This window comes from Paenibacillus sp. P4_E11 (assembly GCF_056401635.1).
This window is the reverse complement of record NZ_JBFUIX010000015.1, coordinates 40429-63935: the sequence shown is the minus strand read 5'-3', so window position 1 is coordinate 63935 and position 23507 is coordinate 40429. Positions and strand designations below refer to the sequence as shown.

The 23507-nt window shown below is 53.9% G+C and carries 21 protein-coding genes; 13 read left to right on the top strand and 8 right to left on the bottom strand.

The window, feature by feature from the left end; all coding sequences use genetic code 11:
* The first annotated feature begins 78 nt into the window (after window positions 1–78).
* From AC1DWB_RS08830 to AC1DWB_RS08780, 11 genes are read left to right on the top strand one after another with little or no spacing between them, the layout of a single operon-like run.
* The gene (locus AC1DWB_RS08830) at window positions 79–837 is read left to right on the top strand and encodes a YveK family protein (protein ID WP_477540680.1); all 759 of its coding nucleotides are present in this window, start codon (window positions 79–81) and stop codon (window positions 835–837) included.
* Window positions 785–1495 (top strand): CpsD/CapB family tyrosine-protein kinase, encoded by a 711-nt coding sequence (locus AC1DWB_RS08825; protein WP_477540679.1) that lies wholly within the window; start codon window positions 785–787, stop codon window positions 1493–1495. Before AC1DWB_RS08830 ends, AC1DWB_RS08825 begins: the two co-directional genes overlap by 53 nt.
* The gene (locus tag AC1DWB_RS08820) at window positions 1468–2736 is read left to right on the top strand and encodes a lipopolysaccharide biosynthesis protein (RefSeq protein ID WP_477540678.1); all 1269 of its coding nucleotides are present in this window, start codon (window positions 1468–1470) and stop codon (window positions 2734–2736) included. The genes AC1DWB_RS08825 and AC1DWB_RS08820 overlap by 28 nt, the downstream gene beginning before the upstream one ends.
* On the top strand, window positions 2711–4060 hold the full coding sequence (locus AC1DWB_RS08815; RefSeq protein WP_477540677.1) for an O-antigen ligase family protein: 1350 nt from the start codon (window positions 2711–2713) through the stop codon (window positions 4058–4060). The genes AC1DWB_RS08820 and AC1DWB_RS08815 overlap by 26 nt, the downstream gene beginning before the upstream one ends.
* Entirely contained in the window at window positions 4044–5291 is a 1248-nt protein-coding gene (locus AC1DWB_RS08810; protein WP_477540676.1) for a glycosyltransferase family 4 protein, read from the top strand. The genes AC1DWB_RS08815 and AC1DWB_RS08810 overlap by 17 nt, the downstream gene beginning before the upstream one ends.
* Window positions 5292–5348: 57 nt before the next feature.
* Window positions 5349–7262, top strand: a complete 1914-nt coding sequence (locus AC1DWB_RS08805) for a polysaccharide biosynthesis protein (protein ID WP_477540675.1) — start codon at window positions 5349–5351, stop codon at window positions 7260–7262.
* Window positions 7259–8260 (top strand): LCP family protein, encoded by a 1002-nt coding sequence (locus tag AC1DWB_RS08800; protein WP_477540674.1) that lies wholly within the window; start codon window positions 7259–7261, stop codon window positions 8258–8260. Before AC1DWB_RS08805 ends, AC1DWB_RS08800 begins: the two co-directional genes overlap by 4 nt.
* 14 nt (window positions 8261–8274) lie before the next feature.
* The gene (locus AC1DWB_RS08795; protein ID WP_477540673.1) at window positions 8275–8901 is read left to right on the top strand and encodes a sugar transferase; all 627 of its coding nucleotides are present in this window, start codon (window positions 8275–8277) and stop codon (window positions 8899–8901) included.
* A complete protein-coding gene (locus AC1DWB_RS08790; RefSeq protein WP_477540672.1) occupies window positions 8898–9716 on the top strand; it encodes a GNAT family N-acetyltransferase in 819 nt (272 codons plus the stop codon). Before AC1DWB_RS08795 ends, AC1DWB_RS08790 begins: the two co-directional genes overlap by 4 nt.
* Window positions 9706–10812 carry a GNAT family N-acetyltransferase gene (locus AC1DWB_RS08785; protein WP_477540671.1) on the top strand — a complete coding sequence of 369 codons (1107 nt, stop codon included), beginning with the start codon at window positions 9706–9708 and terminating at the stop codon, window positions 10810–10812. Before AC1DWB_RS08790 ends, AC1DWB_RS08785 begins: the two co-directional genes overlap by 11 nt.
* The gene (locus tag AC1DWB_RS08780) at window positions 10809–11993 is read left to right on the top strand and encodes a DegT/DnrJ/EryC1/StrS family aminotransferase (protein WP_477540670.1); all 1185 of its coding nucleotides are present in this window, start codon (window positions 10809–10811) and stop codon (window positions 11991–11993) included. The genes AC1DWB_RS08785 and AC1DWB_RS08780 overlap by 4 nt, the downstream gene beginning before the upstream one ends.
* A 30-nt stretch (window positions 11994–12023) precedes the next feature.
* Here the strand turns inward: AC1DWB_RS08780 and AC1DWB_RS08775 are convergent, their stop codons facing one another.
* The gene (locus AC1DWB_RS08775) at window positions 12024–13667 is read right to left on the bottom strand and encodes a glycosyl hydrolase family 28-related protein (RefSeq protein ID WP_477540669.1); all 1644 of its coding nucleotides are present in this window, start codon (window positions 13665–13667) and stop codon (window positions 12024–12026) included.
* 102 nt (window positions 13668–13769) lie between these two features.
* Here AC1DWB_RS08775 and AC1DWB_RS08770 point away from each other — a divergent pair, with 102 nt between their 5' ends.
* Both AC1DWB_RS08770 and AC1DWB_RS08765 read left to right on the top strand, forming a co-directional pair.
* A complete protein-coding gene (locus AC1DWB_RS08770) occupies window positions 13770–14714 on the top strand; it encodes an NAD-dependent epimerase/dehydratase family protein (protein ID WP_477540668.1) in 945 nt (314 codons plus the stop codon).
* Window positions 14715–14740: 26 nt separating this feature from the next.
* A complete protein-coding gene (locus tag AC1DWB_RS08765; RefSeq protein WP_477540667.1) occupies window positions 14741–15856 on the top strand; it encodes an acyltransferase family protein in 1116 nt (371 codons plus the stop codon).
* Window positions 15857–15913: 57 nt separating this feature from the next.
* Here AC1DWB_RS08765 and AC1DWB_RS08760 read toward each other — a convergent pair whose 3' ends face one another.
* The 7 genes from AC1DWB_RS08760 to AC1DWB_RS08730 form a co-directional block, all read right to left on the bottom strand.
* Window positions 15914–16423, bottom strand: coding sequence for an SRPBCC domain-containing protein (locus AC1DWB_RS08760; RefSeq protein WP_477540666.1), 510 nt, complete (start codon window positions 16421–16423; stop codon window positions 15914–15916).
* A 17-nt stretch (window positions 16424–16440) separates the two neighbouring features.
* Window positions 16441–16767, bottom strand: a complete 327-nt coding sequence (locus AC1DWB_RS08755) for an ArsR/SmtB family transcription factor (protein ID WP_477540665.1) — start codon at window positions 16765–16767, stop codon at window positions 16441–16443.
* Window positions 16768–17025: 258 nt separating this feature from the next.
* Window positions 17026–17931 carry a type I-C CRISPR-associated protein Cas7/Csd2 gene (cas7c, locus tag AC1DWB_RS08750; protein ID WP_477540664.1) on the bottom strand — a complete coding sequence of 302 codons (906 nt, stop codon included), beginning with the start codon at window positions 17929–17931 and terminating at the stop codon, window positions 17026–17028.
* Window positions 17932–17950: 19 nt separating this feature from the next.
* Complete coding sequence (gene cas8c / locus AC1DWB_RS08745; RefSeq protein ID WP_477540663.1) at window positions 17951–19816, bottom strand: type I-C CRISPR-associated protein Cas8c/Csd1; 1866 nt, start codon at window positions 19814–19816, stop codon at window positions 17951–17953.
* Between the two features lie 17 nt (window positions 19817–19833).
* On the bottom strand, window positions 19834–20487 hold the full coding sequence (gene cas5c, locus AC1DWB_RS08740) for a type I-C CRISPR-associated protein Cas5c (protein WP_477540662.1): 654 nt from the start codon (window positions 20485–20487) through the stop codon (window positions 19834–19836).
* A gap of 322 nt (window positions 20488–20809) precedes the next feature.
* Window positions 20810–22327, bottom strand: coding sequence for an alpha-galactosidase (gene melA / locus AC1DWB_RS08735; RefSeq protein ID WP_477540661.1), 1518 nt, complete (start codon window positions 22325–22327; stop codon window positions 20810–20812).
* A 77-nt stretch (window positions 22328–22404) separates the two neighbouring features.
* Window positions 22405–23358, bottom strand: coding sequence for an AraC family transcriptional regulator (locus AC1DWB_RS08730; protein WP_477540660.1), 954 nt, complete (start codon window positions 23356–23358; stop codon window positions 22405–22407).
* Window positions 23359–23507 lie beyond the last annotated feature (149 nt).

Genomic DNA, 23507 nt, shown 5'->3' with positions numbered 1-23507 from the left:
AATAAGATAATACTGTGCAACAAACAATTGAAGCGTTGTAGCAAGTCGTAAGACATCAAGAAGTAAGGAGAATGGACGATGGAATTCGAACTGGGCAGCATACTGAAACTGGTGAAACGCCGACTGTTGTTCATCACGGCATTGTCGATTGCTGCGCTCGCACTCGCCTGGTACGTCAGCTACTACGTTCTGAAGCCGGAATACGAGGCGACTGCTTCTCTTCTTATTCAAGGAGACAAGCAGCAGCAAGCGATCAACGACATTGTAGCTGGACAGAAGTTGGTGACAACCTACGGGGAAATTATCCGAAGCAACCGGATCGCGGATGAAGTCGTGAAGCGTCTACAGCTGGAGATTACCCCGAAGAAGCTGCTGGAGCAGATCAAGACCCGGACGAGCAGTGAGTCGCTGCTTACGACAGTAATCGCGACCGATTCAGACCCGAAGCGGGCTGCGGACATCGCGAACGGCTTTGCGGAGGCGTTCTACGATAACATCCGGTCGATCATGGGGGTGGAGAATGTTCTGTTCCTCGATCAGGCCAAGCTGCCTTCGATCCCGATTACGCCGAAGCCAATGTTCAATATGGTTGTGGCGTTCGGACTGGCGCTCATGGCCGGAATCGGGATTTCCATCTTAAGGGAGATGTTGGACAAAACGGTCAATAGTGCCAAAGACATCGAGGTCGAGCTGCAGCTCCCGCTGCTTGGGACGGTAGGCAAGCTAAAGCCCCGCAAGCGGCGGTTGAAGTCGAAATCCAAATCACCAAAGGGAGCAAGCAGCTATGAAGAAGACAACGCCAAGATTGTACTGCCTGGACCAACCGAAATCAGCTAGTGCGGAATTGTTCCGCACGATTCGCACGAACATCCGATATACCCGGGTAGGCGGGGAGATCCGGTCGGTTCTCGTTACCAGCTCTCTTCCCGGGGAAGGGAAATCGACTGTAGCCGTGAATCTCGCGGCGGCCATGGCGGAGACGGGAAGGAGGGTGCTGCTCATGGACGGGGATCTGCGTACACCGGCCGTACATGATGCCTTCGACCTTCCAAACCAGATTGGACTGACCAGCATTCTAGTCGATCAGACGAAGTTGAAGGACTGCGTTTATTCCATTCGGGATTCACCAGGATTGTACGTGCTGCCATCAGGACCCGTCTCACCGAATCCGGCAGAATTGCTCAGCTCGGAAGGAATGAGGCAGCTGTTCAGGGAGCTTCATGAGAAGTGGGACACGATTGTCATCGATTCTTCTGCGGTGCTGATGCCGTTCTCGGATGCCATAACTTTGGCGGGGATGGCCGAGGGGGTGCTGCTCGTCGTGAAATCCGGCAAAGTACTGCAGAAGCATGCGAAYACAGCGAAGCAACTGCTTGAGCACCATGGGGCACATCTACTTGGAGCGGTGTTAAACGGTCAGAGGAACAGTGACAGAAGCTATGCATTCCGAGGAGAAGACTTCGCCGAATGGACGTCGTCCACGGGAAAGGGCTGAAGCAGATGAAGCTTCTGGCCCTACGTTACTTGCTCGGCAACATCGTCTATGCGGGAGCCCAGTTCATCATTGTGATCGTACTCAGCAAGTTCGGCTCCCCTGCTAGTGTTGGCCAATACGCGCTTGGCCTAGCTGTGACAGCACCGGTCTTCATGTTATCGCATCTGCATCTGCGGTCAGTTCTGATCGTGGATACGTCCGGCCAGTACGCATTCGGCGAATTTCTGGGGTTGCGGCTTCAGACAACAGCGGTGGCTCTGGCCATCACGACAGGCATCACTCTTCTAGGTGGATTCGACGCTGAGACGACGCTAGTGATTGTTCTGATAAGTGTGTATCGGGTTATTGAATCGGTTAGCGATATCCTGCTCGGTATTTTGCAAAAAAATGAGAGGCTTGATCAAATCGCAGTCTCCAGAGTCGCCAAAGGCTTGTGCTCCATGATCATCTTCACTCTGGTATTCCTCCCTACCCAAAGCCTCGTTCTGGCTTTACTCATCATGATCATCGGATGGTTGGGCATTACGATCGTATACGAAGGCCGCAAGGCCCGCGCGTTAAGTTCACTCCTCCCTGTATGGGGATGGAGAAGACTGCTGCCCTTACTGCGCACCAGTGCTCCACTAGGTATCGTACTCGCCATCATGTCACTCAACACGAATATTCCGCAGTATGTCATCGTTTATTTCTGGGGAAAGCATGACCTTGGCTTATATGCCTCGCTCTCCTACATGATTGTGGCCTGCAATGTAGTTGTGACCGCGCTTGGCGAAGCTGTCACGCCACGTCTGGCTCAGCGTTATGCCGCAGGGCGTCTTGCGGAGTTCACTCGATTGCTCGGGCGCATGACTTCCCTAGGTGCCGGGTTAAGTGTACTGGCGTGGATAGTGGGCTGGGCGTTCGGGAAGGAACTGCTGACACTGCTGTACAGCAGGGAGTTGGCCCAAGAGACGCAGCTGTTCGTCTGGCTGCTCGGTTCGGTCATTCTTGTGTTTGTATCTTCGTTTCTATGGTATGGCATGATGGCGACCGGCAAATTTACTGTGCAAATTCCGTTGTTCGCGTGTACAGCGGGGTGCAATGCGCTGGCTTGTCTGCTGCTCGTGCCTAAGGTTGGCCTGATCGGTGCAGCAGCGGGGGCGATTGTCTCGCTCCTCGTTCAGACGGTAGGCAGTCTACTCGTGCTGATCTATGCGATCCGACAGGCCAAGGGTCATGTACAACGGGAAGCGGCGGCGTAATGGCCAGACGGTTCATCCTAATCGGAAAGTGGGAGCATACATGCCGTCCTTAGCAGGGGTGTGGAATACGCATGGCCACAATGATACATTACGTCGCTCGAACACCGCCGGCTCCAGCAAGCTGTTCAAATTTGCGGTCGCGGGATACATTCTGTCCCTGCCTACCCAATTCGACTTTGGCGGGGCGTTCCGGCTCGCACCGTCCGACCTGTTCCTCATGCTCGGTCTGTTCGCAGCGGGCTTACGGTTGAAGATCGACCGGCGACAGTTCAGCTCCTGGCATTGGGGCATGCTGCTCATCTTCATCTTCGCTTCGTTCGTCTCCATCTGGCGGAACGGGTTCATTACCAAGTACGCCCTGCTGCAGAAGGATGTCGGGTTTATCCTACTGCTGCTGACGTATATCATGCTCATCCAGGCGGTAGACAGTTGGGAGCGGCTGTATGGGATGCTGCGTATCTTTCTGCTTAGCGTACTGTGGCTGAACTGCGTTTCCTTGTTCGCCTTCTTCAGCGGAGTACGCATCCCCTTCATGGAGATGGACGGTCGGCTGTCGGGCATGCTGATCGATCCGAATGCATACGGGGGGCTGCTTGTAACGGCATTCGCCGTCCACATCATGACCAGTGGCGGCCCCGTCCCACTGTTGAGAGGGTGGTTGGGCCTGGTGGCCACCATTACACTATCAGGCGGGATCATGATGACGTTCTCGCGTTCTTCATGGATTGGTCTCGTGCTGGTGTTGCTCGCCTTAACCATCATGAAGCCATCCCGGTTGGTCAAGATTGGAGCCGGATTCGCTGTGGCATTCGCCGTGCTGCTGCTGTACAAGGGTACGGCCTATCTGGACGTATTCGGCTCGATGGCCAGCCGTCCTTCGCAGATTCAATCACGGCTCGATATTCTGAGCAAGGCATTTGATTGGATCGCACAAAGCCCGCTGATCGGTATCGGTCTAGGCACGTACAACTACGAGCTGCGCATTATTATCCACAACACGCCCATGTGGTTGATGACGGAGTTCGGGCTGATCGGGTTCATGGTGTATGTCGGCTTCATGACCTGGTTCTTCGTCATCGGGTTCCGCTCTTATCGGGCCGCAGATGTCAGACACCGCCCGGTTATCCTTGCATTTCTTCTCTCCCATGCTGCGATGATCGGACTATCCATGGGCATTGAAGCGTTATTCCAACGCTACTGGTGGTTCATGATGGCCATGAATGCAGCTTGCATTCGATTGACAGCTGAGCAACCACCCTTACAGGAGCGAATAGTTCCTGCCAAGGTCAGGAAAGGAGGTCAACAGTATGAACAATCTGGCTGAAGGCGAGCCGCGAACGGCTCGATTGAAAGCAGCCTTCGTCGCGTCCATATACGGACATTTCACCGGCTTCCATCTACCCTATATGGAGCTGCTGCAGAAGAAGGGCTGTGAGGTGCATGCCTACGCACAGCCCGGAGAAGGGCGAAAGCGGCTGGAAGACATGGGGGTCGTGTGCCACGACATCCCGATCTGTCGCAGTCCGCTGCGGGTGCAGAACTTGCGGGCGCTGTCGATGCTGACGGACAGCTTCCGCAAGGAGCAGTTCCGGCTCGTGCACGTCCATACACCGGTTGCTTCGTTTCTCGGCCGTATGGCTGCGGGGCGGGCAGAAGTCCCTTGTACCGTATATACGGCCCACGGCTTCCACTTCTTCCGTGGAGCGCCGCTTATGAACTGGCTGCTCTATTATCCGCTGGAGAGATGGATGGCGCGCTGGACCGATGTGCTCATAACGATGAACGGCGAGGACTGGGGGCGCGCATACAAGTTCCCGGTCAGGCAGAAGGTCGTCTATGTGCCTGGAGTCGGAATTGATCTCGGGGTATATGGCAGCAGGGTAGAACTCCCCCCAACAGCCCGAGCACAGCTGCGTGGCAAGCTGGGATTGCCGCTACAAGCGCAGGATCAGCGAGCATTCCTCGTGCTGTGTATTGCCGAACTGAACGCCAACAAGAACCAGAAGCAGCTCATCGAAGCGCTCGGCCGGCTGAGGGACGGTCAAGCTGGGAACGTCCATCTGCTCTTGGCCGGAGTGGGACCGTCCGAGTCCGCGCTTCTGGAGCTTGCCGAACGGCTGGGTGTGCGAGAACGGGTGCACGTGCTGGGCTACAGAAGAGACATCCCGGACCTGCTGGCAGCAAGTGATGCCGCTGCACTCGTGTCCTACCGCGAGGGACTTCCTCGTGCGGTCATGGAGGCGATGGCTGCTGGCAAGCCGGTCATCGGCACGGACATCCGCGGCATCCGCGACCTGGTCGCAGATGGCGTCACGGGGATGCTGGTCCCGGTGGGCGATGCCGAAGCGACAGCGCATGCGCTGCATCAGCTGTGCAGCAATCGGGAGCTGGCCTCCGCCATGGGCGAAGCGGGAGTGCAGCGCATCGTGGACTACGGGTTGCCCGCTGTAATCGGGGAGATGGACGCGATATACACAGAAGCTCTGCTAGGGTCGGCCTGGAAAGCGGCAACGCCCGCTGGACAACCGGCGATGAGTCATCCAGGGGAAAGGTAGTCCGTACATGGATGTACGTTGTTGTTGGTGAACATTCGGTCGATGAGGGTGAAGGAAATGGTGATAAGGACGCGTCTTGTTCGGTTAGCGTTGCTGGATGCAGGCATTGTGGCAGCTTCGGTTTTATTCGTATTCTCGCTTCGGTTTGATTTTGACATCCCCCTGCAGTACTTGCAAATGCTGCCGTACGCGATAGGGATTCATATTATCGTCCATGCGGCTTGCTTCTTCGGATTTAAAGTGTATCACAGCATCTGGAGGTATACCGGCTTAGAAGAACTGGTCTTGTTGTTAAAGGCAAGCGGACTGACGTTCGCAAGTGTTATCGCGGTGAACGCGATCGCGCATTTGCTTGTGCCCGCCTACCGACTCCCGCTCTCGCTCTACTCTGCAGCCGGTTATGTGTTCCTGGGCATTGCCGGGTCCCGGATGATCAGCCGTCTGTGGGGCGACACGTCTCGCCAGCTGGCAGAACCGACTACGGCAAGCGGCAAGCTGCTGATCGTTGGAGCGGGAAGAGCGGGCATTCTGGTAGCGAAGGAGATCAAGCAGTCCCGCTTCAAGTTCATGACACCGGTCGCCTTCATCGATGACGATCCGGCCAAGCAGCAGCTTGAGATTATGGGGCTGCCCATCGTGGGCAATCGCGATCACATTCCGGCTGTTGTCCAGGAGCTGGGCATCGAATATATCGTCATTGCCCTCCCGGCCGCCTCGCGCAGTGCAGTCACTGACATTATTGACATCTGCAAATCGACCAAGGCCCAGATCAAGCTGATGCCCAGCATGAACGATATTCTTAATGGCAAAATGTCGGTCAACATGATTCGGGAAGTATCGGTCAACGATCTGCTCGGCCGGGCGCCGGTAAGGATCGATTCGAAAGAAATTCGTGAAAGCTTAAGCGATGAAACGATTCTCGTTACGGGAGCGGGAGGATCGATCGGCTCAGAGTTATGCCGGCAATTGGCCAAGTTCCAGCCGAGGGAGCTGCTGCTTCTCGGTCACGGGGAGAACAGCATCTATCAGATCGAGCATGAGTTGCGTCGACTGTTCCCTGATCAGACGATTCATCCGATTATAGCCGACATTCAGGACGCGTCCCGGATCGAAAATATTTTCCATAACTACCGCCCAACGCTTGTGTATCACGCCGCCGCACATAAGCATGTGCCGCTCATGGAATTGAATCCGGTCGAAGCGATCAAGAATAACATCATCGGGACGAAGAACGTGGCGGAGGCCAGCGACAAATACGGCGTCAAGCGGTTTATCCTCATTTCCTCGGATAAAGCGGTCAATCCAACGAGCATCATGGGAGCGACGAAGCGTGTGGCGGAAATGATCGTTCATGACAAGAACACATCCAGCAAGACAGCCTTCGCTGCTGTTCGCTTCGGCAATGTGCTTGGCAGCAGGGGCAGCGTCATTCCGCTGTTCCAGCGGCAGATCGAGAACGGCGGGCCGGTCACAGTAACGCATATGGATATGGTGCGATACTTCATGACGATTCCGGAGGCGGTACAGCTCGTCATTCAAGCGAGTGTGCTAGCTAAGGGTGGTGAGGTGTTCATACTGGACATGGGCAAGCCGGTGCGCATATTCGATCTGGCTCGTGACTTGATACGTCTGTCAGGACTGGAGCCGGAGAAGGATATTCCTATCGTCATTACCGGCATCCGGCCCGGAGAGAAGCTGTACGAAGAGCTCTTGACCGAAGAGGAAGGTCTGATGGTCACGAAGAACGACCGGATTATGGTCAGTCGTCCGTCTAGCATTCCGCGATCGGAATTCCTTCTCGTTCTGGGAGTGCTGGAGAATCTAAGCAAGCGATATGAGTATGCAACAGGCGGTTACCCCATCAAGAAATTGCTGAAACAGCTCATCCCGAGCTACCTGGGGCTGCAAGAGGAGACAGAGTTGCCGCCCGAACCAGAGCGGGTTAAGGTCGAGCTGCATGCGGGAACATGAAGACGGCTTGGAGGTATGGCGCGATCTTCCTGTTAAGTGCAGTCGTCATCGGCAGCATTTGGATCGTGGGGCTGTTGAATCCGCAAACCCATTTTCAATCAGCGGCTTCTAACGTGCTGGCCTTGCCGAATCCGGTTGTTCCAGAGGGACCGGAAGGGCTGGTGGAACCGGGAGGGCAGATAGAACAAGAGGGGCAGGAGCCTTCGGAGACATCTTCCGATAGCCGGTCATCTTCCTTCAACGTGGTGTTGATCGGCACGGATACGTGGGGCGGGGAGAGCTCGCGCGCAGACACCATTATGGTAGCCCATGTGATGCCGGATAAGCGGAAGGTGAACATCGTCTCCGTGCCGCGGGATACGAGGGCGTATGTGCAAGGGGTCGGCTACACGAAGATCAACCACGCTCACAGCGTAGGCGAGGCGAAGGCCGGCAATCGGCAGGGCACCCTTACACTCATACAAGCCGTGAGCGATTTCTTGAATATCCCCGTGCATCATTACATCAAGACGAATTTGTCCGGAGTCCGTGACTTCATCGATTCCATTGGGGGCATCGAGATGATGGTCGAGCAGGATGTGGTGATCACTCCGGAGATTACGATCAAGCAAGGGGAACAACGGTTGGACGGCCAACATGTGCTGTTCCTGGCCCGTGAGCGGTACACCTTGGCAGATGGTGACTTCGGTCGTCAGCGGGAGCAGTTCCGTATCGTACGCGCCGTGGCCAAGCAGTTGCTGAAGCCCGAGCATATTCCAGATCTGGCTGGACTCATACGAACGGGCAGGAAGGACATCCTCGACACGAGCTTCCGGGATAGCGACTTGATCAGCTTGGCCTGGATGTTCCGGGGCATGGAGTCGGATGACTTCACTTACGAGCAGATACCAGGCAAGGACAAGTTCGGACCCGATCCACTGGTGGGGGATGATGTGTATTATTGGAGCGCTGATCTGGAGCAGATGAAGTTGCTACGAGACCGCTTATTCAAGGATTAAGTTAGGGGGATTCCATGTACCCATATTGGAAAAGAAGTTGCGACATCGTGGGAGCTTCGATTCTGCTCATCTTATTCGCCCCGGTGATGGCGGTTGTGGCGCTATTGATTCGAGTCAAGCTGGGAAGTCCGGTCCTGTTCAAGCAGCAGCGTCCGGGACGGGGGGAGCGACCGTTCTACATTTACAAATTCCGCACGATGGCGGACCTTTATGATGCGAATGGCCAGCTGCTGCCTGATGACAAACGTTACGTCTCGTTCGGCGGGGCCATACGAAGATTAAGTCTGGATGAACTACCGCAGCTCATCAATGTGCTGAAGGGTGAGATGAGTTTAATCGGACCGCGGCCGCTGCTTATGCGTTACAGCCCTTACTACTTCGAGCAGGAGAAGCTGCGGTTCACGGTAAGGCCGGGTGTTACGGGCTTGGCGCAAATATCGGGACGAAATCGCTTGTCTTGGAACGAGCGGCTCGCATTCGACATCGCTTATGTAGAACAGCTCAGTTTCCGTCAGGATGTGAGGATCTTATGCAAAACCGTGTTAAAAGTAATCCGTCGGGAAGATATTATCGCGAATCCGGGCCATCACGAGTTGCCTCTGGACGCGCACAGGTTGCAGACAAAGGAGGGGTCGGCATGAATGTCGGATTAGGTCCGTTGCGAATAGATGACATTCCACGAGCCTGCCGACTGCTTAGGGAATCCTTGCCCGAGAGGGAGTACACCCGTACCATATTTGCTTGCTCCGGCTATAGCGAATACTTGCGTGCTTCGTGCAGGTGCGGCTCACATGCAGCAACGTTGCTAATCGGCGCATATGCAGGGGAGGAACTCATCGGCTTCGCGGAATGGAGACGGTTGGAACAGATGCTTGTGCTGAATAACCTGAATGTAGACACGGCTTGTCGCAGTCAGGGGATCGGCGCCCGTCTAGTTGCATACGGTGAGGAGCTCGCCCGGAAGGAAGGGGTGCGAACGCTCGCCCTTGACGTGTTCTATTGGAATGAACGGGTGCACGAATGGTACAAGAGGTTGGGATTCACCGAAGCGGGACGCACTTATTGGTATGAGGGAAATCGGTTCATCGATACAGCGAGTGATGCTGAGGCGGGGGGCGATCAGGTGCCGGACTTTATAGTCGATGAGTATCCAGTGGCAGAGGCACATCATGCTGCTTACGGCTTCTCCTCCTTCAAGATTAGAACGAAGCATGGCACCGTGCAAGTTGGGCGGCTTGGTGAGCAATATTACCGTATTCAGACGCAAAAGGCGGATTGGGACTGGGACGGCGATCTGTCCAGGGTGCTGGGCCATCTCGAAGCGGAGCGGAAGCTGCTCGTGCTGTCGCCGGATGCGCAGTTATCCGAAAGGGATCGTCGGCTTACCCCTATCAGCGAAAGCGTACGTATGATCCGAATGCTGGAGAATCAGGCGGTGTTAAATAGTGAGTACTGAGGTGCTGGATAGCTCTCGTGGTGCAGAATGGAACGATTATGTGGACCGCATGCCAATGAAGGACATCTATTACTCATGCGAATACTGCCGCCTGTTCGATGTTGAAGGGGAGCAGCAAGCGGAGCTGTTCGTCTACCAACAGGACGATCTGCTAATCGTGTACCCGTACCTCTTGCGGTCAATCGGCCACCTTCCAGCGATTAGTGAGCTCGGGCTGATGGGTGATATGTACGACATAAGCACGCCCTACGGGTATGGCGGGCCGATCACGAATGCGCCGCATGGTGCAGAACGGGAAGAGCTGTTCCGACAATTCGGCATCACATTCGCCGAGTACTGCCGGGATCGCCGCATCTTGACCGAGTTCGTTCGCTTCCATCCAGGGCTTGGCAACGCAGCGGATTATAAGGATGTGGAGGCACAGCTGTGTCGGAATACCGCCTTCATCGATTTGCGTGTCGGCACAGAGGCCGGGCTAATTCAGCACTATTGCCGCAATCACAAGGCGAATATCCGGAAGTTCCAGTCCTCTCCGTTCGTAGTAAGGCGAACACGTCCGGAGGAGCGGATCGACACCTTCATCCAGCTGTATTACGGCACACTGGATGATCTTCAAGCTCATTCTTTTTACTATTTCCCCCGTACGTTCATTGAAGAGACTTGCCGATTGCTAGAAGGGCGATTGGAGCTGTTCGAGGTAATGGACGGCGAGGTGACGGTGGGAGCCTGCTTGGTGATGCATGAGCGTCCATGGATGCACTATCACTTGAGCGGTTGGAACCGGGATTATCAGTACTGGGCGCCTACGAAGCTGTTGATCCACGCAGCGGCCCTGTGGGGGATGGATAACGGGTTCGAACGGTTCCATCTGGGCGGGGGCTATACGGGTAATGACAAGCTATTCACATTCAAACACGGATTCGCCACCAATCAGGAACCACTTGATTATCATTTGGGGAAGAGGGTGTTTCTCCCCAAGCTGTATGAGCGGATTCGTTCCAGTTACGCGAACCAAGTAGAGGACGATTACTTCCCTCTGTATCGGCACCCGACGCTAGAGATGAGTTCAATTGTTGGAAAGGAGAGACAGGCATGAGCAATCAGGAAGCAAGCCTCCCGCCGCGCATCTTATTGTCCCCCCCGCATCTAAGCGGACGGGAGAAGGAATATGTCGAGCAAGCAATCAACTCCAATTGGATCGCTCCGCTCGGACCGCAAGTCGATGCATTCGAGCAAGAACTGGCGGCCTATACGGGTTCGCTTGGGGCCGTGGCACTCTCTTCAGGCACCGCGGCTATTCACCTGGCGCTTCGTCTGGCAGGTGTCGGTCAGGGCGATTATGTGATCTGTTCCACATTGACGTTCGTTGCTAGCGCCAACCCAATTCTGTATCTGGGGGCCAAGCCTGTGTTCGTAGACTCCGAACCGGAGACGTGGAACATGTGTCCGCTGGCGTTCGAGCGGGCTTGTAGGGATTTGGATGATCAGGGACTCACGCCGAAAGCGGCCGTAGTCGTGAATCTGTACGGCCAGAGCGCAGACATGCAGCCGATTGCCGACACGTGTGAGCGATTCGGCATCGCATTGATCGAGGATGCTGCCGAATCGCTTGGCGCCACGTATCGCGGCCGAGCAAGCGGAACTTGGGGCCGCTACGGTGTCTATTCGTTCAATGGCAACAAGATCATCACCACGTCCGGCGGCGGCATGCTCGTATCGAGCGACACAGAAGGGCTTGCCAAGGTACGCTTCTGGGCGACGCAAGCCCGTGATGCGGCTCCGCATTACCAGCATTCGGAGATGGGCTACAACTATCGGCTGAGCAATGTACTCGCTGCCATCGGCCGGGGTCAGCTGGAGCAGTTGAATCAGCGCGTAGAGCGGCGGCGCGACATCTGCCAAGCTTACATGGACCGGCTGGCGTCCATTCCCGGACTTCACTTCATGCCGGAAGCGGCTGAAGGACGAAGTACCCGGTGGCTCACCGCCTTCACAGTCGATGAGGAACATGCCGGTGTGTCGGCGAAGCAGCTCTTGACCTGCCTGGAGCAGAACAACATTGAAGCGAGGCCGGTCTGGAAGCCGCTTCATCTGCAGCCGTTGTTCGCTCGCGCGGGATACTATCCGTATTTCGAAGGATTCAGCGTCGCGGATCAACTGTTCGCAACCGGTATATGCCTGCCCTCCGGAAGCTCCATGACGGAGGGAGAGCAGGCACGCGTTATCGATACAATCGAGACCTGTATACAGAATGCGAAGAGTGTTGTGCGCTGGTGACGGCTGGTTCTCTTTTCGTCGTACAGCTCTTTACTTGGCTTTCCAGCCGGTGTTGCCTGTACCGCTTTCCTTCACATACAACGCGGCTTGAGCCGTTCCGTCTGAACGCAACGCGAGGCTGCCGACTGGTGCGGACAACACGCCTTCAGGTGTTCCCTCCACGAGGAATACGGCAGGGAGTATAGTTCCGCCTGTGAGCCGGAGCGCTTTCTTGAAATTGCCATAGGTGGACCACCATTCCGGGATCGCGTAGGGGTTGTATAGCGTACCGATGGAAGTGCCTTGCATGGCGACCAGTGTCTCGAACTCCAGGATACGCTTCACCTTCGCCGAGCGGGTGTCGAACACCGCCACATTGCTCAAACGAACGGATGGTTGGGCCGTGCCGTAGGAAGACACCAGCACGACTTGACCCGAGCCGCTGTTGCGGACGATCATGTTGTCGATGGTGGCCATCGTATTCGATTCCGTAGCGAAGATATACACAACGTTGCCGCTCAAGTCTTGTGCATCGATCGTCCCGATGAATAGATCTCCGCCGTCGATCCGGACGCCGCTCGCCAGCGTAGAGCCGGATCCGTACACTTCCAGGGAGCCGATGCGCAGCCGAGGTTTGCCGCCCCCGCTTGCGGCTGCATAGATGGCGGGACCGCCGATGCCGGTGAAGCGGGCACTGGCGATATCGATGAATTGCGAATAAAGCGTCTGCAATCCGTAACCCGCTTTGTGATCCGTGGACTGGATGGACAGGTGGCTGATCTTCAGCGTCAAGCCGTACGACAGCAGAGCTGGCCCGGTCGTTCCGGCTACCCGCATATCAAGGGAGCCGATATCCAGAGTCCACAACTGAGCAATGGCGTCTGTTAATCCGGCGGACAGGTCGTTGCCGAATCCCGTCGTCGACAAGGAATCGAACCGTTGATAGAAGCTGCGGGTTCCCGTGGAGCCATCCGGCTCCAAGTCTAGCGAATTGGCACCGTTGAAGTTGGGAGCCCCTCCGCGGGTGTTGTTCAGCACGGCTGAGTTGACATGCAACTGGTCGACGAAATGGATCACGAAGTTTTTGCGTCCAGCCGTCTCGCAGCGGGCATAACCAATCTGCACGTTGACCGAAGGGTTAACCTCCGTCCCTCCGATGAAGATGTTATCCCCGTAGCAATCATGGGCGTACACGGACTCGATGAGTATATTTCGCGCACTGTAAATGAACAGCCCGTGCAATTGATCGTTGACCGACGTCTTCACGGTGGAGGCGCTCCCGTCAATCTCGACGAGGCCGGATAATGTAATGTTGGAAGCGTTGGAGATTACGAGCACCCGGGTGTCCGACGGGGGATTGGGGGCAAGCACAAGCTTGGCTCCCGGTTCGAATAACAGATTCGATTCTGACGGAACTCGTACGCACCACCAATCGACGCTAGCCGGGTTGCGCATGCGAGCAGACGATACTTTATATACGCCAGCCGGGAAGAACACCCCCAACCGGGAAGCAGTTCCGGCGACGATCGCATTCTGAATCGCAACAGTGTCGTCCTTGATGCCGTTGCCAACAGCTCCGTATGACCGGACGTTGACGAATCCATTCGTTTCGGGATCCAGCTTGATCGCGGTAACGGCTCCATTCTCAATCTTCGCCGTCGATACCGAGCCGTCTGGAATAGGTGAACTTGCCATGTCCATTCACTCCTTCATTCTATAATTCTTGTATCTTATGTGGATATTGGGAGAAATGATAGTACAAACAACACCCTATCGGGGCGTGAGGAGCTATTTGATATGAAAGTACTAGTTACCGGAGGGGCAGGGTTCATAGGGTCCCACATTGTGGACCAGCTCCTGTCGAACCGGATTGAGACTATTGTCGTTGATCATTTGTCCGGGGCTGCCGGCTCGAAGTATGTGAATCCGTCTGCAGTCCTATACACACACGATATCCGGGATGAGTCGCTTAGCGATGTGTTCGAGAGAGAACGGCCGGATGTAGTCATCCATATGGCGGCCCAGATCGACGTTCGGGAGTCGCAGCTCAATCCGTTGTTCGATGCAGGCGTGAACATATTCGGCACACTGAATGTGTTGAGGATGTGCGAGATGTACCATGTCCGGAAGGTTATCTATGCTTCGTCTGCTGCTGTGTACGGCATGCCGGAATACTTGAGCATTGATGAGCGTCACCCGTTGAATCCGACCTCATGCTACGGGATTTCCAAGAGTGTGCCTGAATCGTATATTCGATTGTTCGCTGGCATGCACGGACTCAAATACACGATCCTGCGGTTTGCCAACGTCTATGGACCACGGCAATGTTCGCATGGCGAGGCAGGGGTTGTCTCGATTTTCCTGGATCGATTGCAGCGTGGCGAAAGTCCTATCATTTATGGAGACGGCGAGCAGACCCGGGATTTCGTATATGTGGAAGATGTGGCGGAAGCGGTCGTATCGGCACTCCATGTAGGTAGGAAGGCGGATAATCAGACGATCAATATTAGCTGTGGAAGACCGGTGTCAATAAATAGGCTGCTGGAGCTGATGGGCAGCATGACCGGGTACGTGATGCAGCCTGTTCACAAGCCAGCCCGGCAAGGTGATATTACCCATAGCTATCTGAACAATCGGCGAGCGCGTGAATTGCTGCTGTGGACACCCGACCATACGCTGGAGATGGGGTTGGAGAAGACGATCGCCGCCGGATTGACCGTTGAGAGAGCGGTAGGTACTTGATCCGTTAGCAGGAAGGAGAGCTTCATATGGAACGCAAGATCAACGCCGAAATGTTCGTGCTGCGCAGCATAGCCTGCTTGAGTATTGCTTTGCTTCATGCCCTGTACCGAGTGTACGACGGGAATACGCCGTGGGTCGAATCAGTGGGCCTGCTACTTACATTCGGGACTCCGGTGTTCGTCTTCATCTCGCAGTTCATCCTGTCGTACGCTTATCCGAATGGAAGTCCGAGAGGATTGTGGGGGAAGCGCATCAAGTATATTCTGCTTCCCTATATTATATTCGGCGCCTTGTATGCGGGGTTGAAAGGATTGGATATGGCAGGCAGCGAGGGTATTCCGCTGCTCCAGGCTTGCTGGTATTTCTTGTGGCGACACTGGCTGTTAGGTGATTTTCACGGGTACTTTATCCTAGTGATCTTTCAATTTTATGGACTGCATGTGTGGTTTCAGGCTTATGCAGCGCGGTTCTCACCTCGTCTTGTGCTAATCGTGGCGTTCGCAGTGAACGTCGCTTACTTGGCCTTCTTCAACTTCACCCAACCGGCGGATACCGTTGTCGCCCACTATATTTGGGATAAAATGTACTGGCTGCTGTTCCCCGGATGGCTGTTCTACTTCACAGGGGCTTACTACTTGGGGCGCAATGAGGCGTGGTTTCGGAGTCAGCTGCAGCGATTTCGTCTGGCGGCTTATGGGCTGCCGGTTGTAACCGGGGCGCTCGTGCTGCTTGTGAACGGGCAAGGCTGGATCACGGCTCACTCCTCCAAGCGGATTGATATGCTGTTGTTCTCCTCAAGTATGATCATCCTGTTGTTCACGGTCGCCTCGACGATGAAGCGCGTACCGCGATTGCTGGAGTGGACCAGCCGCTACTCGTTCGGCATTTATTTGCTCCATCCGCTGCTCTTGGCCGTGTTCGTCAAGATGCCAGCTTCCTTCGGGCTGCAAAGCTTAGGGCTGTTCAGCGTCCTCTTGCAGTTCGTGGGTTGTGTGGTCGGTTCGGCCGTCATCATGAATGTAGCGAACCGTATTCCTGGCGGGGCATACGTGGTCGGCCGGGTGGGGATTGGACTGGGACGAAACCGGACAAAGCCGAGTATGGGGCACTCCAATCAGCCTGCGGTGAGTGAACTCAAATAACGGCGAACAGCAACAAAGCCGCCGGCTCGATGCCGGACGGCCTTGTTGCTAAGGATGTTATTGAATGGATTGCAGATGCTCGCTAAGACGATCCCAAGTTTCCGCAATGCCTTGCTCCATTCCCATATCAATAACCGACTTGAGTGCTTCCGGTGAAGCATATCGAGCCCGACTGATAAGCTTCGTCTTGCCCTCGTGTGCTTCGAAAGTCATTGAAACCTGGGCCGAGGGCATGGCGTCTACTTCATTGCCTTCGGCATCGGAGAAGAAGTCGACGTAGTCGATCTTCTCGGATTCAACAATTTCCCCATATACCGCTTTACCCCAAGATTCGAATCCGAAGAAATCCCCCAGTTTCTCGTCGATGCACTTCATGCAATAATGCCATATACCGCCCGGACGGAAATCGATATTGCACACCGTAAGTGTCCAACCGCGCGGCCCCCACCAGTGTTTCAGATGCTCAGCCTCGGAAAATGCTTTGAATACTAGCTCAGGTGGCGCATTAAATACACGCTCCAGCGTAAGTTCCTGACCCTCTACCTTGGTAATCATTTTGTTCGACATTGAAAATCCTCCTCAGATTATTGTTTGTTTTGCTTGGTTTTCAACTTCTTCAAGTAATTCTCCAGAGCATCGAATCTTTCATCCCAGACATGGCGGTAAGTATCCAGCCAAGCGTCGAGTGCTTGGAACGCCTCCAATCGGAGATTGTAGTTCCGGCGATTGGCGTCAGCGTGTACTTCGACTAGTCCGGCCTCTAGCAGAACACGCAGATGCTTGGAGGCTTGAGGCTGGCGGATATGAAGCTGATCGGCAATCTCCCCTACGGTCATGGGACCTTGTAGCAGGAGGTCTACAATGCGTAAGCGGTTGGGTTCGGCTAATGCGCTAAATGTTGTTATATCCATGGTGCGGACGTTTCTATAATGGATCGAATGTTTGCATGGGGTACGGTTCGGGTTCTACTTTCAGTACCAGTCATTTTCAGGTCACCTCGTTTCGTTCGTTAGTTACCGTACTCATGTTTATAATATACCTCATAACGAATATTCCTGTAAAGGAATATTATTAAGTAATGTGAAATTTTTCTTTTGGACAAACGTCAAATAGCCCCATTTTAAAAAGGAGGAGCTTTTGACGTTCGCGGATTAACTAGGAGTCCGGACTCATCCGAACTCTCTTACCGTAATGCCATCCGGAAGCTGCATTTGGTCAAGGGTGAGGATATAGTCACTATAAGCTCTAGCAGCATGGCCGCTCTTTCGTGCAACAGTGACTCGATCCAACAACTGATGTGCAGGGGCATTGCCCAGCTTGGACGCATGCTCGAAGGCGATGAGCTTACGAACAGTCATCTGACCTCTGGACGCAGAACGGTCGTGCTCGAACATATTGGTTAGCGCTTCCCACAGAACATCCAGATCATGATCGCTGAACGCAGTCTTCTCTGCCAAGTAGGATGAGATGTAACCATCCATGCGATATAGAGCATAGGGGATAATGTGCTTCCGGCCCATCTCACGCTCTTTGTCCGCACCTTCTTGCGTGACGGCCTGACGAGTGATCGTCACTTCCTGCGAGAAGATGGGATCGATGCTGCGCGCGAATGTGAACTGGACGGGACCGCGAACTTGACCGGTATTGACCTTGGTCGTCATGACGGCTCCGAAGGTGCGAATATCATAGAAGTTATGGCACATCCACTGTGTAAGCACTCTAGCTTCAGCTATGTCCTTCGGTTTCAATTCCTTGCTCTTCGCATCGTCGGGTCGGATCGCTTGATAGGCTCTACGGTGCTGCTCATTGAGAACTCCGCCTTCGGTCACATAGATGTTGAATCGTTCCAGCCCTTCGCGCGTCAACTCGATGTAATTTCTCACTTTGCGCTTCAGACTCACGTCGGTCATAATTCCGTGACCTGTTTCCGGATCTATGCGAGGCATGTTCCCTGCGTCAGGGTCGCCATTGGGGTTGCCGTTCGTCACATCGAAGAATAAGGAGAAATCAATCCTTTTTTGCAATGCGGGGTGGCTATTGCTCATCTTGCTAAGTTCTCTTTCCGCTGTGGACACTGTAACATCTCACCTTTCGTTAATAGAGTGGATGGAACGGGATGACGGAGAGTTCTTTCTTAACATCTGACGCTGCCTTGATTCTAGCAAAAGTATCTTGCTTCTGGTGGTAGTAGCCAAGTATGAACAAACCTTGTTGTTGTACGGTTAAGCTAGTGGGGAAGTCCTTAACGTCGAACAAGATGTCTGCCATTTCGCCGTCACGGAGGTTCCCAAAGTCAGACTTACTCATATGATTCTGCGACAGGCGGATTAGATTGGGGAACACCGTACCTGGATTGGAGGCAGCAGCATTGAAGAATCGATCCTTAATGGTCGAGTTTAGTTTGTTAGGTCGGGCAGCATCTTCTTGAGCTCGCTCTAATACAGAGAATAGTCTTCCGAGACGGTAGGCAGGCTCCGTAGTTTCCGTGTTCAAACTCATCGTCAATCCCTCCATGATCTTGGTATTGCCATTCAACCGACAGGAACGGACCAAATAGGCTTTAATAATGGAAGCCCGCAGGCGGTTAACTGTCCCATCTGCACGAACTCGGCCAAGAATAGCGGTGTATAGCGAATAAGGATAGGCAGTCCCTTGCAGGATGGCCCGGAACAGCTCTCCGCCCATACGATCTGGTGCATCGTCGCCCACCTTCGTGCCTTCATTGCCGACACGTCTTGTCTCTTCAAGTATTCGGTATAGGGAAGGGGTCTCTTGGGTGAGAGCTTGAACATCAGGGCCTGTTAAGCTGTAATCGATAGCATGAGCGCCGAGCTTCAACACCATATCCCCGAAGTGACCTGTCCAGAAAAACCGTACAGCAACCCTGGCATTATTAGGGGAGAGGCCCAGCACATAAAAGGGGGAGCCGGGATGCGGGATCATCGCCTCATCAAGGTCGATATCGCTTCTAATCCGCTTCATCACATCAGCTAATTGTGCATTCAACACGGTGTCTTGCTTCTCCGTAGCGCTTGGATCCACGATCTGAGCGAAGAAGGACTCGAGTTCATCGGCTGCCGCAGCTAGTCCAGACCAGAATACAACCGTCATATCCCCGACCCATAATCGATTTTTCCTGGAGGCCAGAAGATGATTGAGTGCTGTCGTATAGCCGAAGGAAGCGATCTTGCTTACGGGTGCATTGTAGCTCTGCTGATTATCCTTGCCGTAAGACTCCGCAGAACGGAAGTTGAAGGAAACCAGGGAGGCTCCTGCTTGCTGGGCGTTACGCACCCCCTTGATTTTGTCATGCACTCTGGCGATTGATACGTTGGACAGGCCGGTAATCAAGCACTGCGCGTCATATTCAGACACAGCATCCTGGTTCTCTCTATATTGGATCCATGCTATCTTGATCTCGTTATCCTCATGCGCCAGCATGGATTGACTCTGGAGTTGGAAAGCCATAATCGTATCGGTTCCTTTGTCCAGCTCGCTACAATAGGGTTGGAGCAGAGGGTGATCGCGAATGGTTTCGGGACTCCAGTTATCGTAGAACAGCTTAACTGCCACAGCTACTTCGTTCGTAGCTTCCGCAAGAACGGTTTGAGCAAGCGCACGGGAAGCCACATATTTTCTTAATGCGTCCGATTTCTTCTTGATTGTGTCTTTTTCATTGGACTGAACAGTGTAGAAGCCAATCAAATATTCGGCTTTGTCACACAGCAGATAGGGGAGGATTCCGCTTGATCGGCTGGCCTGCTCGGGTACAACCGTTGATCTTGGCACTGGCTTTTTCCCCGTTAAGTCCCGAATATCCTCTACGTTGACCAATGCCCCGTCACGCCCGATCTCCAACACATAAGATACCTTGCCTGCGCTGAAGTACAACTCGCTTACCCCTGATTCAGGGTCACTGGATAGATCCAGATAACGCTGGTAGAGCGCTTGTATGATCAACGGGTATCGGCTCCTCTCTAGACAAGGATTGGCACATGGACAACTCCTCCGCGCATGGAGGCTCGGAAGAACCGGGGGGTCATTCCGTCCTGGAAATCTATGTCATGCAGCATCCAGCCCAAATCCTGCTCTCCTTGATCTTTATAAAAGGATTCTGGAATTTCGGAAGTGGCTTCGAATAATTGGAACTGTGCAGCGAACTCTCGACAACCTAGATAAGGGCGATGGAAGCATTGCCCTAGCCTAGCTCTACGCAGGAAAATGTTGTAGTGCTTCTCCGGGAAGTCGTCCACACCTGCAAAGGCGGTCATCTCGAAGTGTGCCTCTAATAGATACGCCGGATTTCTCAACATCAGAGTGGCTCTCTGTTGGCGTTCTTCGGTTACGATCTGGGCGAGTGTGTTTGGTTTACCGGACATGGCCGCTTTAATATTGCTTGTGGGGATTTTGTTCTCAATCTCATTCCGGCGAATGTTCTCGAAGCGAATCTCATTCAGTACATGGATGCGATCAATCACCCAACGGATCGAAGGCTTCCAGTGGATGGCTTCGAGAATGCCGCGTGCAGCGGATGGGGTTATGACATCGTAACTGACACGCTCGATTTTCATCTCCGGTCGGGTGAAGCAGGCGTTTTCTCCCCATACCTTCAATCGTATGCCATAACCCATCGTTTACACACCTTTTCTCTATTCATATTTAGGAAATATATAGTTCATTCGTATGAAGTAAGGATTCAGTTCGATGAGCGTAGTGCAAGTGGTCACATCTCAATATACTAGGAAAGGTTGGGACTAAAGTTATATTATCATGTCGACTTGTCATCTGTCTGTCAGTGAAATAAATGATTGAATTGGGTAATTGGGATTATCATTTATAACGCTTGGTATTTTTTCGATGTTGGGGGATTATCAGTGTCCAAAACACACAAGAAAAAACCTCCAATCCACATATAAGCGGATGGAGGTTCTTTTTTGCTTCCTTCGGAATGTCCTAGTTCACAGACGATTGCTTGGCTTTCTCGCGGTCTTCCCCTTTGTCCGATTCGCCCGCGTTTTTGTTGGCCGCTCTGCGGTTGTCTCGCATCTCTTCCACGGTCTTCACCTTCAGTCGGGCTGCGCCCTCGTATGCGCGAGTAGGGATTAACGGGCCGGCAGCGAGACGCTGCTTCGCATCGGCGATGGCGTCCGCATATTGCGGCAGCCATGGTTCTTGAGCGACCAGCATTTCGTCGACCATTTGCCAGATTTCCTTCGGGTTGCAGACTGCTCCGACGAGTGGATCCATCATGAACGCCTGCCGCAGCAGTTGATCGTCTCCATGGACGGCCGCTTCGACGGCTAGGCGCTGCACGGAAATGCTAACGCTGCAGACGGCGGCGCAGCCGAGCGGCAGAGCACCGACAACCGGCATCGCGATGCCGTTGCGGTCCACGTAACCCGGCGCTTCGATAATAGCGTCATTCGGCAGGTTGGTGATAATGCCGTTGTTCACGACGTTGAAGTGACCGCGATACACGCGCCCTGTCTCCAACCCTTCGATAATGTACGACCCGTGCTCCTGTCCGCGATTCTCAGCCTTGTACTCCAACGCCGGATCGATCATCCAGTTCGGAAAGTCGGTTTCGAACCAGCTCCGTCCTTCTGTACAAACGCGTAAGTATCCGCCGGTCTCGCCGTTGATCCAAGAGCCCATGTCGATCCAGTCGTGGATCTCGTCCGGGCGCTTCCGGTACCACGGTACGTATTCGCTGAGATGGCCGTTCGATTCGGTGCTGTAGTAGCCAAACCGTCGGAGCATGTCGATCCGCACCTTCTCCGTCCGACTGAAATCGGGATGGTTCTCGAACGCCTCCAGCAGTTTACCGGTCAGATCTTCCCCTTGGTGGCGGATTTGCACATACCAGGTCTGGTGATTGATGCCTGTGCATACGATATCGACTTCTTCCTTCTTCAGGCCGAACGCGTCCGCGATTTGCTTGTGACCATGCTGCACACCATGGCATAGCCCGATCGTCCGCACCCCGCCGTATTGGTTGCAAGCCCAGGTCATCATCGCCATCGGGTTGGCGTAATTGAGCAGGAGTGCGTTCGGTTCGGCCATTTCCCGAATATCTTTGCAAATGTTCAGCATCTCCGTATTACCCCGCTGCCCATACATGATCCCGCCGGCACAGAGCGTATCGCCTACGCACTGGTCGACGCCATACTTAAGCGGAATGTCCACATCTGTAGCGAAGGCTTCCAAGCCACCCACCCGAATCGTGCAGAACACATACCTCGCGCCCTTCAACGCTTCGCGGCGATCTGTCGTCGATTGGATCCGCACGTGCAGTCCGTTCGAATCGATATCCCTCTGACACAGCTCCGTCACCATCTCCAGATTGTGCGGATTGATATCGAAGAATGCTACCTCCATCGAGCGGAATTCAGGAACCGCGAGCATATCGCGTAGAAGTCCCCGTGTGAAGCCGATGCTCCCGGCACCGATAAAAGTCACTTTGAAACTCATAGTTGTTCTCCTCCATTTCCCTTCGGAATTCCGATTTCCTAAGCCAAATTGTAGCAGGAAGCGGGATGGAGGCGTTATCAAAATCGTGACTTTGTAGAGTCTGAGATGTCCAAAATAATCACTTTTTCTCCCGGAACATCATTCCATTTCTTCATCTCAATCGCGTTTCGATATTCGACGGGAGTCACGTTCGCATGTTTTTTGAAGAGGGTGTGGAAATATGGCCGGCTGTTGATACCGACATAGTCGGAAATATCGCTTACCGGAATATCGGTCTGAGCGAGCAGCATTTTAGCTTTTTCCATTCGCAGCGACGTCAAATACTCCATGATTGTGCGTCCCGTTCGAGCTTTGAAAATACGGTGCAGGTAGCCCGGATGCAGATTGACGGCCGTCGCGATCTCCTTGATCAGGATGTCCCGGTCGTAGTTCTGGTGCAGGAACTCCACGCATTGCTTCACATACAGATCGGCTTGCGGTAAGCCTTGACGCTCGGACGGCTGCCATAAGGCTGCGATTCGGATCAATAGCTGCCACAGTAGCAATTGGACCAGGATTCCTTGCTCCGTTCCACGGCTGTCCAGCTCGAGCACTAGACTTTTGAGAATATGGTACACGTCATCCGGATCGCGCAGCACCAATAAGGAGATCGGCTCCGCCAGAAGCGCCGACAGTCGTTCGTCTTCGGACGCCCATTGGTCGATTGTGGGGAATCCTCCCTTGTTGGCGGAGCCTACGAATTCGACGTTCAGCATCCGGCATGGACTGTCCTTCTCTACGATCAATCGATGGGGGACGTTGGCGTTGAGTAGGATGAATTCCCCTTTTTTAAGCAAAATGTTCTCTTGTTCATGCCGCTCTCGGACCAGTTCGACCCGGCACGTACCGGCGATCACATACATGATTTCGGTGGCAGCATGGGTGTGGAAGGGCATGTAGAATCCGTCCCATTGCTTGAAGTAATAGGCAACCACCTGGAAATGTCCGTGGCCTTCTGTCCATCCACTCCGAAGCAGCCGTTCCTTGTCCATTGTGTACCTCCGTCTTGTCCAACAAGCCTTTAGGAGCAGTGTATCAGAACATTCCGTGCATTCCTACCCATTCCCCGTAACCATTTAATTTTTTTGTAAAAGGTGAGCATTTTCCATGTACCCATCATGAACACACATATGGTACGATG

Excerpts from the sequence above, each read along its gene's own strand:
- AC1DWB_RS08830 (WP_477540680.1), top strand. The coding sequence starts at position 79 with ATGGAATTCGAACTGGGCAGCATACTGAAACTGGTGAAACGCCGACTG.
- AC1DWB_RS08820 (WP_477540678.1), top strand. The coding sequence starts at position 1,468 with ATGGACGTCGTCCACGGGAAAGGGCTGAAGCAGATGAAGCTTCTGGCC.
- AC1DWB_RS08815 (WP_477540677.1), top strand. The coding sequence starts at position 2,711 with ATGTACAACGGGAAGCGGCGGCGTAATGGCCAGACGGTTCATCCTAAT.
- AC1DWB_RS08810 (WP_477540676.1), top strand. The coding sequence starts at position 4,044 with ATGAACAATCTGGCTGAAGGCGAGCCGCGAACGGCTCGATTGAAAGCA.
- AC1DWB_RS08805 (WP_477540675.1), top strand. The coding sequence starts at position 5,349 with ATGGTGATAAGGACGCGTCTTGTTCGGTTAGCGTTGCTGGATGCAGGC.
- AC1DWB_RS08800 (WP_477540674.1), top strand. The coding sequence starts at position 7,259 with ATGAAGACGGCTTGGAGGTATGGCGCGATCTTCCTGTTAAGTGCAGTC.
- AC1DWB_RS08795 (WP_477540673.1), top strand. The coding sequence starts at position 8,275 with ATGTACCCATATTGGAAAAGAAGTTGCGACATCGTGGGAGCTTCGATT.
- AC1DWB_RS08790 (WP_477540672.1), top strand. The coding sequence starts at position 8,898 with ATGAATGTCGGATTAGGTCCGTTGCGAATAGATGACATTCCACGAGCC.
- AC1DWB_RS08780 (WP_477540670.1), top strand. The coding sequence starts at position 10,809 with ATGAGCAATCAGGAAGCAAGCCTCCCGCCGCGCATCTTATTGTCCCCC.
- AC1DWB_RS08775 (WP_477540669.1), bottom strand. The coding sequence starts at position 13,667 with ATGGCAAGTTCACCTATTCCAGACGGCTCGGTATCGACGGCGAAGATT.
- AC1DWB_RS08770 (WP_477540668.1), top strand. The coding sequence starts at position 13,770 with ATGAAAGTACTAGTTACCGGAGGGGCAGGGTTCATAGGGTCCCACATT.
- AC1DWB_RS08765 (WP_477540667.1), top strand. The coding sequence starts at position 14,741 with ATGGAACGCAAGATCAACGCCGAAATGTTCGTGCTGCGCAGCATAGCC.
- AC1DWB_RS08760 (WP_477540666.1), bottom strand. The coding sequence starts at position 16,423 with ATGTCGAACAAAATGATTACCAAGGTAGAGGGTCAGGAACTTACGCTG.
- AC1DWB_RS08755 (WP_477540665.1), bottom strand. The coding sequence starts at position 16,767 with ATGGATATAACAACATTTAGCGCATTAGCCGAACCCAACCGCTTACGC.
- cas5c (WP_477540662.1), bottom strand. The coding sequence starts at position 20,487 with ATGGGTTATGGCATACGATTGAAGGTATGGGGAGAAAACGCCTGCTTC.
- melA (WP_477540661.1), bottom strand. The coding sequence starts at position 22,327 with ATGAGTTTCAAAGTGACTTTTATCGGTGCCGGGAGCATCGGCTTCACA.
- AC1DWB_RS08730 (WP_477540660.1), bottom strand. The coding sequence starts at position 23,358 with ATGGACAAGGAACGGCTGCTTCGGAGTGGATGGACAGAAGGCCACGGA.